This is a genomic window from Variovorax sp. CAN15 (assembly GCF_030462475.1).
Taxonomy (GTDB): Bacteria; Pseudomonadota; Gammaproteobacteria; order Burkholderiales; family Burkholderiaceae_C; genus Variovorax.
Genome location: NZ_JASMRZ010000116.1, coordinates 1 through 12,983, shown reverse-complemented (window position 1 = coordinate 12,983; position 12,983 = coordinate 1). Strand labels below are relative to the sequence as shown.

The window sequence follows — 12,983 nt, the reverse complement described above, 5'->3', positions numbered from 1 at the left end:
GGACGCGGCAATCAGCGCCTGGTAGCTCGGGTGCAGATAAGGCACCTCCTTCTTCAGCGAGGCCTCGGCGGGCCTGCCGAACAGGGCTTCGAGCTGGGCGATGGTGTCGATGGCGTTGTCGGTCGTCATGTACTTCCTTGCTGGATGGTGGTCGATTGTGGCGAAGCGCTCCAGCCGCAGCCCAGCGCCGCCAGAGCGAGCAGCGAGGCGGCCACGCCGAAGATCCACGGCGGCGACGCGGCCGGCAGCAGCAGGCCCGCGATCAGCGGCCCTGCACCGGCGCCGATGTCGCGCCACACCGAGCGAGCCGCCAGCGCCTGCACGCGCTCCGGCCCCGGCGTGCGGCGGGCCACGATGGGCGACAGCAGCGGCAGTTGGAGCGCACGCAGCACCACGATCAGCGCCGCGCAGCTCCACAGCCAGCCGAGGCCGAAACCCACGAGCGCGATGGCGGTAATAAGCGACAGGCTCACCAGCATGCGCTCGGCGCCGAAGTGCTCGGCCATGCGCCCGCCGACCGGGCTCAGCAGGATCTCCGCGAGGTAGCGAAGCGCCATCAGTACGCCGGCCACGATCACGGCACCGCCGGGCAGCAGGTCCTTGCCCAGATAGGAGAGCCCGACGATGAAAAGCCCATCGAGCGTCAGCCCCTCCATGAACGACCAGCTGTCCAGGCTGTTGGGCAGCTTGAAGCGCTTCGCCGGCTTGACCACGGGATGAGGTGCCGCAGGCAGCCGCTGCGTGACGAAGCAAGCAACCAGCGAGAACCCCGCGAGGATGGCGAAGATCGCGCGCGGCCCCATCCAGTGCGCCAGCAGCGCGCCCATCGGCAGCGCGAGCACCGGCCCCATCGCGATGAAGGCGCGCGACCGCCCGTTGCGCCGAGCCGCCCCCACCGGGTCGGCCGTGGCCAGCGCCTGCGTCGACAGGTTCAGCGCCGCGAAGCACAGGCCCCACATCAGCCGCAGCGGCAGCAGCGCCCAGAAGCCCGAGAGCGTCGAGTAGCCCAGCCCGCACACCGCGGCCGCCACGACCGCGATGGTGCAGGTCAGCCGGTCGCCGTTGCGGGCGTAGAAGCGGGCCACGAAGCCGTAGCCGGCAATGCGCACCAGCCGGTTGGCCGCGAGCAGCATGCCGGCCTCGGCGAGCGTCACGCCGAACTGGCTCGCGTACATCGGCAGCAGCAGGTAGAGCACCACATCGGCCGGCAGCGAAAGGCCGAGGGCCATCGCCGCATGGCGGGAATTCAGGTCGGTGGGGGATGTTTGGGGAGCGGGTGAAGGGCGGGGCATCGAGCCTCGATGGTGCGACGGCAGCCGCCTTGCCGACAAACGACATTAACGACCGGCATGCGTGAGAAAATCGCACGCATGCCGCTTCGAGAGCCTCCCTTGAACGCCGTGCGCGCCTTCGCCGCCGCGGCGCGCCACCTCAGCTTCACGCGCGCGGCGCTCGAACTGCACGTCACGCACAGCGCGGTGAGCCGGCAGATCAAGAGCCTCGAGGAGTTCCTCGGCGTTGGGTTGTTCGAGCGGCGCATCCGGCAGGTCGCGCTCACCGCCGAGGGCCAGCAGTTCTTCGCCGAAGTGCAGCCCGCGCTCGCGCAGATCAACGCCGCCGCGCGGGCGCTGCAGTCGCAGGGGCCGGCGCGCGCGGTGCGCATCAACGTGCGGCCCTCCTTCGCGGTGCGCTGGCTCATTCCGCGCCTGCCCTCCTTCGTCGAGCGCTTTCCGGAGATCGAGCCACAGGTGGTCACCAGCACCGTCATGCCCGAGGAGGCCATCGGCAGCTTCGACATCGCCGTGCGGCGGGGCCTCGAAGGCTGGCCCTCGTCGATGGAGGTGATGCCCTTTCTCGAAGACGAGGTGATGGTGGTCGGCGCGCCCGCGCTCTTCAAGACCCACCCGCTGCCCGACCTGCGCGCGCTCGCCTCGCACGTACTGCTCTCGGCTCGCACCCGCAAGGACGACTGGGACGCCTGGAAGAAGCAGGTCGGCGCGCCGCGCGCCAAACCGGCGGGCCGGCTGCAGTTCGACCATCTGCACTTCGTGCTGCAGGCGGCGGTCGACGGGCTGGGCATCGCGCTGGCGCCGACCTCGCTGGTGTCGCACGACCTCGCCTCGGGCCGCCTGCAGTCGCCTCTGCCTGCCCTGCGCATGACGCTGGAGCGCTACTACTACGGCCTTGCGACCGATGCCGCGCCGGAGGCGGCCTATGTGGCCAAGTGGTTCGAGGAGATGCAGGCCCAGGGTGCCTGATCGGCCGACGCTCGCGCGTCCGGAAACGGCCAGCCTCAAAGGCCCGCCGCCAGCACGATGAGGGCATGACTCGAACAACACCCCTCCTCCCCCGTTCCTTCCGGAATCTCGCGTGGTCGAACCTCGCGGCGCAGTCCGCTGAACAACTGAGCCTTGCGGCCGTGCCGCTGGTGGCCGTGCTGGCGCTCGGCGCCGGGCCCGGCGAGATCGGCTTTCTGGCGGCCGTGCAGACGCTGCCCTTCCTGCTGGTCTCGATGCCCATGGGCCTGCTCGCGGATCGCATGTCGCGGCGGCGGCTGATGGTCTGGGCCGAGGGGCTGCGGGCGGTGTCGCTGATCGTGCTGCTGGCGATGGTGTTCGCGTCGAAGCTGAGCATCGGCTGGCTGGCCGCCCTGGGGTTCCTGGGTGCTGTCGGCACGGTGGGCTTCAGCGTCGCGGCGCCCGCGCTGGTGCCGGTGCTCGTACCTCGGGAAGCCTTGGCGGCGGCCAACGGGCGGCTGGAGCTGGCGCGCAGCGCGGCCTTCACCGCCGGGCCCGCGCTCGCGGGCGCCCTCGTGGCGTGGGCCGGAGCATCGGCCGCGTTCGTGCTTGCCGCTGTGCTGTCAGCGGCAGCTGTCGCCCTGCTGCTTCGATTGAGCGAAGCGCCGCGCGAGCCCTCCGCCGGCCGGCATCCGCTGCTCGAAGTACGCGATGGCGCTCGCTTCGTCTGGCAGCACGAGATGCTGCGCCCGATGCTGCTGACCGGCGCGGTCTTCAACATCTCGTGGTTCGTGCTGCAGGCAGGCTACGTGCCCTACGCGGTGCGCGTGCTCGGCCTCGGCGCGCAGGCGGTGGGCTTTACGCTGGCGATGTATGGCGCGGGCATGGTCGTCGGTGCGCTGCTGACGCCTCGCGTGGTGGCGCGCCTGCCCTTCGGCCGCGCGATACAGGTCGGCCCCTCGGTCGCGGTGCTGGCCGCAGCGGCAATGGCAGCTACGCTCGTCGTGCCGACTGCAACGCTGGCGGCGCTTTCGTTCTTCCTGTTCGGCGCGGGGCCGATGGTCTGGGTCATCACGTCGACCACGCTGCGCCAGAGTGTGACGGCGGCCACGATGCTGGGCCGGGTGTCTGCCGTGTTCCTCACGATCAACGCCGGGGCCCGGCCGATCGGCGCGGCGCTGGGCGGCATGGTCGGCGCCGCATGGGGCGGGCCGGCCTGCCTGCTGCTGGCGCTCGCGGGCTTCGGGCTGCAGGCGGCGATCATCTTCGCGTCACGCATCGCGACGCTGCACCGGCTGCCGGTGCCTGCTGCCTAGAAGAGAGAAGCCATCCCGTTCGGCCGCGCATCCTCGATGCCGAGCATGCGCAGCTTGGTCAGCGCGCCGCCGCCGGCCGAGAAGCCGCCCGGCTTGTTGCCCGCCGCCAGCACGCGATGGCACGGCACCACGGGCGCAAAGGGGTTGAGGCCCATGGCCTGCCCAACGGCGCGCGACAGCCCCTTGTCGCCCAGCTGCTCGGCGATCTCGCCGTAGGTGCGGGTCTGGCCCGGCGGAATGCGCCGGGCGATCGCGTAGATGCGTTGGTGGAACTCGGACACGCCGCTCATGTCGAGCTCGATATGGCTCAGGTCGTCGCGCACGCCGCGCAGCAGGCCCTGGATGGCATCGATGGCACGCTGCGCCATCTCGTTCGGCGGGCCTTCATGCAGATCGGGAAAGCGCTGCCGCATGCGTGCCCGCGTGGCCGGCTCGCCGTTGTCGGCGGGCAACTGCACGCCAATCAGTCCGTGCGGTCCCCACGCCAGGGCGCACATGCCGATTGAAGTTTCGAACAAGGCAAAGCCGCTCATCACGATGTCTCCGGTTGCATCGAATGCTGGCGCGATGCCAGCACCGCGCCGAGCCACAGGGCCATCGCCGAGGCCACGAGCCCGCGCGCCAGTCCGCCCGGGCCGTCGGAGATCCAGCCCGTGACGGTCGGCCCGACGATCTGCCCCAGCGCGAAGATGATGGTGAAGGCGCTGATGCCCTGGGCCCAGCGCGAAGGTGGCAGGTTGTGGCGTACCAGCGCGGTGGTCGACGCCACCACCGACAGGAACACCGCGCCGAAGAGCACGCCCGAAACCAGCGCCACCGGCGCGGACGAACTCAGTACCGGCAGCAGCGTGGCCACGCCCAGCAGCCCATTGAGCAGCGCCTGCGGCTGCCCGCCGCGATACCGGTCGAGCAACCCGGCCCAGAGCCTCGAGGAAGCCACGCAGGCGATGCCCAGCAAGGCATAGAACAACGTGACGAAGCCTGCGCTGGCGCCCTGCTCGCGCAGCAGCGCGATCACGAAAGTCATGTAGCCGATGTAGCCCATGCCGAACAAGGCATAGCCGGCGAGCGCCCAGCCGAAGCGGTGCAGCGCGACGGGCGGCGCAGAACTCGATGAGGCGGCAGGCGCTGCGGGCGCCGCGGCTTGCCGATCCGGCAACGCGCGACCCGCCCAGGCCAGCAGGCAGGTGGCGGCTGCGCTCGCAACCGCCAGCGCCCACCACGCCCAGGTCCATCCGTGAGGCTCGCCGGCCGCCGCGCGCAGCACCTGCGGCACGAGCAATGCCGACAGCAGGATGCCGAAGCCGGTGCCGCCGTAGTAGATGCCGAGCAACAGACCACCGCGCGTGGACCCCGCCTCGCTGAGCCGGGCCGCGAGCAGCCCGCCAGCCACGAAAACCCACGCACTGGCCACGCCCGCCAGCAGGCGCTGCAGCAGCAAAGCCGACGCATCGGTGACGAAGCCGCTGCCCGCCATGAACACGCTGGCCAGCACCGCTCCGAATACAAGAAGCCGGGTCGCGCCAAAGCGCCGCATCAGCGCCGGTGTGCCGAGTGCGCCCACCAGATAGCCGACCGCGTTGGCCGTGTTCATGCCGCCAGCCAGCGCATAGCTCCAGCCCAGGTCCGCGCGCATCGGCGGCAGCAGCAGCGCGTAGGCGAAGCGCGTGATGCCGAGCGACACGGCGGCGCCCATCGACAGCGCGAAGGCAAGCCGCAGCGTGGGCTGGGCGGAGATGGGGGAAGGAGAAGCGAGCGTTGTCGGCATTGCGGTGGCGGTCGGCAGGCAGGCCTGTTTGCCGATCATTCTGCGGCAGCCGCCGCCAGCCTGCAGGCGCCGGTCGCTCAACCCGCTTCGGGCACCGGGTCTGTATGCAGCAGGTGGCGCTCCAGCAGCACCGCCACGTGCACCGCCTCGCGCTGCGCGCCGTCGCCGATCTGGTGGCGGCAGCTGGTGCCATCGGCCACCACGATGGCACCGGGCTTCGCGCGGATGGCGGGCAGCAGGCTGGCCTCGGCCATCTTCATCGACACCTCGAAATGGCTGGCCTCGTAGCCGAAGCTGCCGGCCATGCCGCAGCAGGAGCTTTCGATGAGCTCGGGCTGTGCGCCGGGAATGAGCTTGAGCACTTCCATCACCGGGCTCACCGCGCCGAAGGCTTTCTGGTGGCAATGGCCGTGCAGCAGGATGGGCGCCTCGGCGGGCTTCAACGGCAGCTCGAAGCGGCTCTGCTTCAGCTCGCGAGCGATGAATTCCTCGAACAGCAATGCATGCTTTGCCACCAGCTCGGCCTTCTCGCCGAAGCCCATCACCAGCGCCTCGTCGCGCAGCGTGAGCAGGCACGAGGGCTCCAGTCCGACGATGGGCACGCCCGCGCGCGCCAGCGGCACCAGCGCGTCGATCAGCGCCTCGGCCTTCTTCTTGGCCTCGTCCACCATGCCGCTGGCCAGGAATGTGCGGCCGCAGCAGTGGTGCCCGCCGCTCTTCTCCACCGTGTGCAGCACATAGCCCGCAGCCTGCAGCACGCGCGCGGCGGCGAACGCGTTCTCGCTCTCGAAGGTGCCGTTGAAGGTGTCGACGAAAAGCACCACCGCCTTGCCGCCACGCCGCGCGATCGAAAGCGCCACCTCGCGTTCGACGAACAGGCCCGGCTCGTTCGCCTTGCCGCGCCAGAAAGTGTCGCCGCGCCATGCGGGCAGCGAGCGCTTGGCAGAGAAGCCCAGCAGCTTCTCGCCCAGCCATGCGGCGCCGGGCACGCTGTTGCGCAGGTTCAGCAGCCAGGGAAAGCGGCTGGCCTTGTGGGCGTAGTCGGGCAGGCCCGCCACCAGCCTGTCTTTCAGCGTGTGGCCGTGGCGCTTCTTGTAGTGGTCGAGAAACTCGACCTTCATCTTCGCCATGTCCACGCCGGTCGGGCAGTCGCGCTTGCAGCCCTTGCAGCCCACGCACAGGTCCATGGTCTCGTGCATGGCCTCGCTCGTGAAGGCGTCGGGGCCGAGCTGGCCCGACAGCGCCAGCCGCAGCGTGTTGGCGCGGCCTCGCGTGAGGTGCTGCTCGTCGCGCGTCACGCGGTAGCTGGGGCACATGGTGCCGGCGTCGAACTTTCGGCAGTGGCCGTTGTTGTTGCACATCTCCACGGCCTTGGCGAGGCCGCCAGTGCTGTCGCCGCCGGTGCCGGCAGCGGTGGTCACCTCGGTCACCGGATCGGCGTTGACGTTCCAGGCCGACCAGTCGAGCACGGGCTTGAGCTCGATGCGGCGATAGGGCTTGGGCGCGGTGGGCGGCGCGAAGCGGAACAGCGCGCCGTCGTCCATGCGCGGCGGGTCGATGATCTTGCCGGGGTTGAAAAGGTCGATGGGGTCGAGCTTGCGCTTGATCGCGCGGAAGGCCTCGTTGATGGCCGGGCCGAACTGCCATTCGATCCATTCGCCGCGGCACAGGCCGTCGCCGTGCTCGCCGCTGAACGCGCCCTTGTACTTGCGCACCAGCTCGCTCGCCTCCTCGGCGATGGCGCGCATCTTCGCCGCGCCGTCGGTGCGCATGTCGAGGATCGGCCGCACGTGCAGCGTGCCGACCGAAGCATGGGCGTACCAGGTGCCGCGGCTGCCATGCTTCGCGAAAACCTCGGTCAGCGCGTCGGTATATTCGGCGAGGTGCTCCAGCGGCACGGCGCAGTCTTCGATGAAGCTCACGGGCTTTCCGTCGCCCTTGAGGCTCATCATGATGTTGAGGCCGGCCTTGCGCACCTCCCACAGGTTCTTCTGCCGAGCCTCGTCGGGCATCTCGACCACGCTGCCGGGCAGGCCCAGGTCGCCCATCAGCTCGACGAGCTGCTTCAACTGCGGCAGCAGCGAGGCCTTGTCGGCGCCCGAGAACTCCACCAGCAGGATGGCCGCCGGCTTGCCGATCAGCGCGGTCTCGACCGTCGGCTTGAAGGCCGGATTGGCCAGGCTCAGCTCGATCATCGTGCGGTCGACCAGCTCCACCGCCGTGGGGCCGAGCTTGACGATGTGCTGGGCCGAATCCATCGCGGCATGGAAGGTCGGGAAGTTGACGATCCCCAGCACCTTGGCGCACGGCAGCGGCGCGAGCTTGAGCTTCAGGCTCCGGGTGTAGGCCAGCGTGCCTTCCGAGCCGATCAGCAGGTGCGCCAGGTTCACGCTGCCGTCGGCCGTGTAGGGCCGCTCGCTCTGGTTGTCGAAGATGTCGAGGTTGTAGCCCGCCACGCGGCGCATGACCTTGGGCCAGTTCTCCGCCATCGCCTCGCGGTGCTGCCGCGCGAGGCCGCGCACGAACTGTGCGATGCCCGCCGCGCGCACGCCCAGCGAGCCGACCGGGCCGAAGTCGACCAGCTCGCCGTTCGACAGCCACGCGCTCGCGCCCAGCACGTTGTGCACCATGTTTCCGTAGGCGATGGAGCGCGAGCCGCAGGAGTTGTTGCCCGCCATGCCGCCCAGGGTGGCCTGCGCGCTGGTCGACACGTCCACCGGGYWCCAGAGCCCATGTTGCTTCAACTGCGCGTTGAGGTGGTCGAGCACCAGGCCGGGCTCGACGGTAACCGTGCCCTGCTCCACGTTCACGTCGAGCACGCGGCGAAAGTGCTTGCTGTTGTCGATCACCAGCGCCGCGCCAGTGGTCTGCCCGCACTGGCTGGTGCCGCCGCCGCGCGCGAGCACGGGCACCTTCAGGTCGCGGGCGATGTCGATGGCGGTGGCGATGTCGCGCTCGTTCGTGGGCACGAAGGCGCCGACGGGCGTGATCTGGTAGATCGACGCGTCGGTGGCGTAGCGCCCGCGCGAGGCGTCGTCGAACAGCACCTCGCCCTGCGTCTCGGCGCGCAGGCGGCGCGCGAGCAGCTCGCAGGTCTCGTTGGGTGGAAGAACTGTTCCGGCTGGCTGCATGTGGCTGGCGGGATCTATGCGCATGGTGATCAGGTCGCCTTGACAGGCTTGGCCGGCTTGGTGAATGGATAGATCTCGCCCGCGCGAAGCAGCTCCAGCACGGTGTCGCGCTTGCGCAGCACGTGCGACACGAGCACCTTGCGCATGGCCTCGGCGTCGCGCTTCGAGAGCGCATCGATCATCTGCTCGTGCTCCTCGACGGCATGCTTCCACTTCGCCTCGTTCTGGTTGGTGCGAAAGCGCAGCGACTGCACGCGGGCGTTGATGGAGCGGTAGGTGTTCGACAGCACCGGGTTCGCCGCCGCCTCGTTGATCGCGGTGTGGATACGCGCATTGAGCCTGTAGTAGCCCGAGAGATCGCGCCGCGCGAAGCAGGCCAGCATCTCGTAGTGCAGCGCGCGCACCTCGGACAGTTCCTCGTCTGTGATGCGCCTTGCCGCCAGCTCGCCCGACATGCCCTCGAGCATGGCCAGCACCTCGAAGGTGTCGAGCACGTCCGCCTCGGTGAGCTTCACCGCCACCGCGCCGCGATTGGGCAGCAGGTCGACCAGCCCTTCGGCCGCGAGCAGCTTGATGGCTTCGCGCAGCGGCGTGCGCGACACGTTCAGCTGCAGGCAAAGCTCGCGTTCGTTGAGCTTGGCGCCGGGCGCGATGAGCCCTTCGACCAGCATGGTGCGCAGGCGCGCGGCCACCTGGTCGTGCAGCGCGAGCCTGGAGATCTCGATGATTTCGGCTGTCATGATTTTTCCCTTGAATGCATTTTGAATGCAAAAAACAAGACTCACAACCCTGCAATATCGGGGTAAACCATCAAACAAAAATGCATTTTGAATGCAAAACTGAATGCGAAAGGAGAGTTCATGCTGCAACTCGACATCCATCCCACCGGCCGCCACTTCCTCCAGATTCCCGGTCCCAGCCCTGTGCCCGACCGCATCCTGCGGGCCATGAGCCTGCCCACCATCGACCATCGCGGGCCCGAGTTCGGCACGCTGGGGCTGAAGGTGCTGGGCGGCATCCGGCAGATCTTCAAGACGAAGCACCCGGTCGCGATCTACCCTGCCTCGGGCACCGGCGCCTGGGAAGCCGCGCTCGCCAACACGCTGAGCCCGGGCGATCACGTACTGATGTACGAGACCGGCCACTTCGCCTCGCTGTGGCAGAAGATGGCCACGCGCCTTGGCCTTTCCACCGAATTCCTCGCATGGCAAGGCGCCGACGCACAACTGCCGAACGCGCCCAGTTGGCGCCGCGGCGTACAGGCCGATCTCATCGAGGCACGCCTGCGCAAGGACACCGAGAGGAAGATCAAGGCCGTGTGCGTGGTGCACAACGAGACCTCCACCGGCGTCACCTCCGACATCGCCTCGGTGCGCAAGGCCATCGACGCGGCGGGCCACCCCGCCCTGCTGATGGTCGACAGCATCTCGGGCCTGGCCAGCGCCGACTACCGCCATGACGAATGGGGCGTGGACGTGTGCGTCAGCGGCTCGCAGAAGGGCCTGATGCTGCCGCCGGGCATCAGCTTCAACGCGCTCTCGCCGCGCGCCCTCGAAGTCTCGAAGACCGCGAAGCTGCCCAAGGCCTTCTGGGCCTGGGACGAGATCGTCGAGATGAACAAGGACGGCTACTGGCCCTATACGCCCAACACCAACCTGCTCTACGGCCTCTCGGAGTCGCTGGACATGATCCTCGGCGAAGGGCTGGACAACGTCTTCGCGCGCCACCAGCGCTGGGCCGCCGGCGTGCGCGCCGCGGTCAACGCCTGGGGCCTGCCGATCCAGTGCGCCGACCCGGCGGTGTACTCGCCGGTGCTCACCGGCGTGATCACGCCCGAGGGCGTGGACGCCGACGCGCTGCGCCGGCTGATCCACCAGCGCTTCGACCTCTCGCTGGGCACCGGCCTGGGCAAGCTCAAGGGCCGCATGTTCCGCATGGGCCACCTGGGCGACAGCAACGACCTGACGCTGGTGGCCATGGTCGCCGGCGTCGAGATGGGCATGAAGCTCGCGGGCATCAAGCTGGCGGGCAGCGGCGTGCAGGCCGCCATGGACCACTTCTCGCGCCACACGGCACCGGCCACGCTGCAGAAAGCCGCATAGGCACGCAGCGCGAGCGGCGCGCATCGGATTCCCACCCACGACGGAGACATAGAAGATGCAGAGACGTTCGTTGATCCAGGCCGCGGGCGCCGCGGCCGCCACGCTGGGCGTGCCCCGGCTCTTCGCGCAGGAATGGCCCACGGGGCCGGTGCGGATCGTGGTCGGCTTCCCGCCCGGCGGCGGCACCGACGCGCTGGCCCGCGTGGTCGCGCAGAAGCTCACCATCATGTGGGGCCAGCAGGTGATCGTCGAGAACAAGGGCGGCGTGGCCGGCGTGCTCGCGGCCGACTACGTGGCGCAGCAGCCCAGCGACGGCAGCACGCTGCTGATGGCCCACATCAACAGCCACGCGCTAGCGCCCAGCCTGCAGCCCAAGCTGCGCTACAACGTCGAGCGCGACTTCGTGCCGATCGTGCTGGTGGGCGTCACGCCCAACCTGCTGATCGCCAACCCGGCGCAGAAGGCGCTCACGGTGAAGGACATCGTCGCCGCCTGCAAGGCCGCGCCCGGCACGCTGAGCTTCGGCTCGGCCGGTGCGGGCTCGGCGCAGCATCTGGCGCTGGAAATGTTCAAGCTTCAGGGCGGCGTCGATGCGCTGCATGTGCCCTACAAGGGCAGCGGCCCGCTGCTGGCCGACCTGATGGGCGGGCAGATCCAGTACAGCTTCGAAACCATGACGGCCGCCACGCCGCATGTGAAGAACGGCCGCGTGCTCGCGGTGACGCAAACGCGCACCAAGCGCGCCAAGGGCCATCCCAACGTGCCGACCATGCAGGAACAAGGCTTCCAGGGCTTCGAGGCCACCACCTGGTACGGCCTGGCCGGCCCGGGCAAGCTGCCCGCCTCCATCGCGCAGAAGGTGAACCGCGACGTGAACACCGTGCTGGCGATGCCCGACGTGCAGGAGCGGCTGGACACCTACGGCGCGGAAGACGGCGGCGGCTCGCAGGACAAGTTCAGGCAGTTCATCAGCACGGAGATCGCGAAGTGGGCGAAGGTGGTGAAGGACGGCAACGTGCACGTCGAGACCTGAAGAGCCCGCTTTGCTGAGAAGATCCGGAAGATGAATTCATCCCAGACCGCCCTCACCGACGCACTCGTGGCAGCGCGCCGCGGCAACCGCACCCTCGACGCCACGCCCTGGCTCGACACCCTCGAAACCGCTGCGCAGGCCTATGAGGTGCAGGACGCCGTCGCGGCGGCGCTCGGCTGGTTCGACAGCCAGCCCGTGCCCCGCGCATGGAAGTCCGGCGGCGGATCGCGCAGCGCGACGCTCACGCATGCGCCGCTGCCATCGGCCGGTGTGCGGCAGAGCCCGGCGGATTTCGGCGATCTGGTTTTCCACACGCCCGGCATCGAGGCCGAGATCGCGCTGCGGCTCGGTCAGGACGTGACGCCCGCGCAAGCCGCGAAGCTCGATCATGAGAACTCGGCGGCGCTGATCGACGCCATGGCCGTCTCCGTGGAAATCGTCGATGCACGCTGGCAGGACCTCCCCTCCACGCCCGCCCTGCTGCGCCTGGCCGACTCGCAGGTGCACGGCGCGCTCGTGATCGGCGAGTGGAAGCCTTTTGCCGCCGTCGACTGGGCCTCGCAACGCTGCGAAACGAAGATCGGCAATGGCGAGGTCCTGGTGCGCGAAGGCACGCATCCGCTGGCCGATCCGGCATGGCTGCTGCCGATCTGGCTGCGCCACATCACGCGCAACGGGCAGACGGCGCCGGCCGGCACCGTCGTCACCACCGGCTCATGGGTGGGTGTGCTGCCCTGCCGGCGCGGCGATCAGGTGACGGCCGAATTTCCCGGCATCGGCGCCGTGCGCTTGAGCGTGTAGCGTCCGCCTCCCACGCCTGAGCAAGCCACCAGGAAGTCGAGCACCGCCCGCACCCGCGCGGGCAGCGTGCCGGCCTTGCCGATGTAGACCGCATGGATCGGCTCCACCTCGGCCGCATTGAATTCCTCCAGCAGCGGCACCAGCCGGCCAGCATCGATGTCGTGCTGTATGTGATAGAGCGACAGCCGCGCCACACCCGCCCCTGCGATGGCCAGCTGCCGCAGCGTTTCGCCATCGCCCGCGCGCACCGGCCCGGCAACGGGCAGCCACTGCATGCGGCCGTCCACGCGCAGCGGCCAGTCGGGCGTGTTGCGGCGGTAGCTCCAGCCGAGACGGTTGTGGGCCTCGAGCTCCTGCGGCGTGCGCGGCGTGCCGTACTTGGCGAGGTAGTCCGGCGCGGCGACGATGGACTGGCTGGTCTCGCCCAGCCGGCGTGCCACGAGATCGGAGGCCGGCAGTTGCCCCCAGCGGATCGCGATATCGGCGCGCTCGTCCATCAGGTCGACGATGCGGTCGGTCAGCGCGATGTCCAGCGTGATCTGCGGATGCATCTCCAGCAGGCGCGGCACCAGAGGCACCAGCTTGTGGTGGCCGA

At 69.4% G+C, this 12,983-nt stretch carries 11 protein-coding genes; 5 read left to right on the top strand and 6 right to left on the bottom strand.

The window, feature by feature from the left end:
- Nucleotides 1-125 precede the first annotated feature (125 nt).
- A complete protein-coding gene (locus QMO14_RS31385) occupies nucleotides 126-1,292 on the bottom strand; it encodes an MFS transporter (RefSeq protein WP_301511976.1) in 1,167 nt (388 codons plus the stop codon).
- 78 nt (nucleotides 1,293-1,370) lie between these two features.
- Here QMO14_RS31385 and QMO14_RS31380 point away from each other — a divergent pair, with 78 nt between their 5' ends.
- Together QMO14_RS31380 and QMO14_RS31375 are read left to right on the top strand one after the other, a co-directional pair.
- A complete protein-coding gene (locus QMO14_RS31380; protein WP_301511978.1) occupies nucleotides 1,371-2,258 on the top strand; it encodes a LysR substrate-binding domain-containing protein in 888 nt (295 codons plus the stop codon).
- A 65-nt stretch (nucleotides 2,259-2,323) separates the two neighbouring features.
- A complete protein-coding gene (locus tag QMO14_RS31375) occupies nucleotides 2,324-3,553 on the top strand; it encodes an MFS transporter (protein WP_301511975.1) in 1,230 nt (409 codons plus the stop codon).
- Here the strand turns inward: QMO14_RS31375 and QMO14_RS31370 are convergent.
- From QMO14_RS31370 to QMO14_RS31355, 4 genes are all read right to left on the bottom strand, one after another.
- Nucleotides 3,550-4,086: a methylated-DNA--[protein]-cysteine S-methyltransferase gene (locus QMO14_RS31370; protein WP_301511974.1), complete on the bottom strand. Its 537-nt coding sequence runs from the start codon at nucleotides 4,084-4,086 to the stop codon at nucleotides 3,550-3,552. The two genes, QMO14_RS31375 and QMO14_RS31370, sit on opposite strands and share 4 nt — an antisense overlap.
- Entirely contained in the window at nucleotides 4,086-5,321 is a 1,236-nt protein-coding gene (locus QMO14_RS31365; protein ID WP_301511977.1) for a YbfB/YjiJ family MFS transporter, read from the bottom strand. Before QMO14_RS31365 ends, QMO14_RS31370 begins: the two co-directional genes overlap by 1 nt.
- 77 nt (nucleotides 5,322-5,398) lie before the next feature.
- Nucleotides 5,399-8,476: an FAD-binding and (Fe-S)-binding domain-containing protein gene (locus QMO14_RS31360; RefSeq protein ID WP_301511973.1), complete on the bottom strand. Its 3,078-nt coding sequence runs from the start codon at nucleotides 8,474-8,476 to the stop codon at nucleotides 5,399-5,401.
- A gap of 5 nt (nucleotides 8,477-8,481) precedes the next feature.
- On the bottom strand, nucleotides 8,482-9,192 hold the full coding sequence (locus QMO14_RS31355) for a GntR family transcriptional regulator (protein WP_301511972.1): 711 nt from the start codon (nucleotides 9,190-9,192) through the stop codon (nucleotides 8,482-8,484).
- 120 nt (nucleotides 9,193-9,312) lie between these two features.
- Between QMO14_RS31355 and QMO14_RS31350 the strand changes: the two genes are divergently transcribed.
- The 3 genes from QMO14_RS31350 to QMO14_RS31340 are packed head-to-tail and all read left to right on the top strand — an operon-like array spanning nucleotide 9,313 to nucleotide 12,388.
- On the top strand, nucleotides 9,313-10,554 hold the full coding sequence (locus QMO14_RS31350) for an alanine--glyoxylate aminotransferase family protein (protein WP_301511971.1): 1,242 nt from the start codon (nucleotides 9,313-9,315) through the stop codon (nucleotides 10,552-10,554).
- A 55-nt stretch (nucleotides 10,555-10,609) separates the two neighbouring features.
- Nucleotides 10,610-11,587, top strand: a complete 978-nt coding sequence (locus QMO14_RS31345; protein WP_301511970.1) for a tripartite tricarboxylate transporter substrate binding protein — start codon at nucleotides 10,610-10,612, stop codon at nucleotides 11,585-11,587.
- Between the two features lie 30 nt (nucleotides 11,588-11,617).
- A complete protein-coding gene (locus QMO14_RS31340; RefSeq protein ID WP_301511969.1) occupies nucleotides 11,618-12,388 on the top strand; it encodes a fumarylacetoacetate hydrolase family protein in 771 nt (256 codons plus the stop codon).
- Here the strand turns inward: QMO14_RS31340 and QMO14_RS31335 are convergent.
- Nucleotides 12,337-12,983, bottom strand: a 647-nt coding sequence (locus tag QMO14_RS31335; RefSeq protein ID WP_301511968.1) for a LysR substrate-binding domain-containing protein, incomplete at its 5' end; no start/stop codon positions are given. The two genes, QMO14_RS31340 and QMO14_RS31335, sit on opposite strands and share 52 nt — an antisense overlap.

Coding starts and splice junctions, on each gene's coding strand:
- QMO14_RS31370 (WP_301511974.1), bottom strand. CDS start 4,086: ATGAGCGGCTTTGCCTTGTTCGAAACTTCAATCGGCATGTGCGCCCTG.
- QMO14_RS31375 (WP_301511975.1), top strand. CDS start 2,324: ATGACTCGAACAACACCCCTCCTCCCCCGTTCCTTCCGGAATCTCGCG.
- QMO14_RS31385 (WP_301511976.1), bottom strand. CDS start 1,292: ATGCCCCGCCCTTCACCCGCTCCCCAAACATCCCCCACCGACCTGAAT.
- QMO14_RS31340 (WP_301511969.1), top strand. CDS start 11,618: ATGAATTCATCCCAGACCGCCCTCACCGACGCACTCGTGGCAGCGCGC.
- QMO14_RS31365 (WP_301511977.1), bottom strand. CDS start 5,321: ATGCCGACAACGCTCGCTTCTCCTTCCCCCATCTCCGCCCAGCCCACG.
- QMO14_RS31380 (WP_301511978.1), top strand. CDS start 1,371: ATGCCGCTTCGAGAGCCTCCCTTGAACGCCGTGCGCGCCTTCGCCGCC.
- QMO14_RS31350 (WP_301511971.1), top strand. CDS start 9,313: ATGCTGCAACTCGACATCCATCCCACCGGCCGCCACTTCCTCCAGATT.
- QMO14_RS31345 (WP_301511970.1), top strand. CDS start 10,610: ATGCAGAGACGTTCGTTGATCCAGGCCGCGGGCGCCGCGGCCGCCACG.
- QMO14_RS31355 (WP_301511972.1), bottom strand. CDS start 9,192: ATGACAGCCGAAATCATCGAGATCTCCAGGCTCGCGCTGCACGACCAG.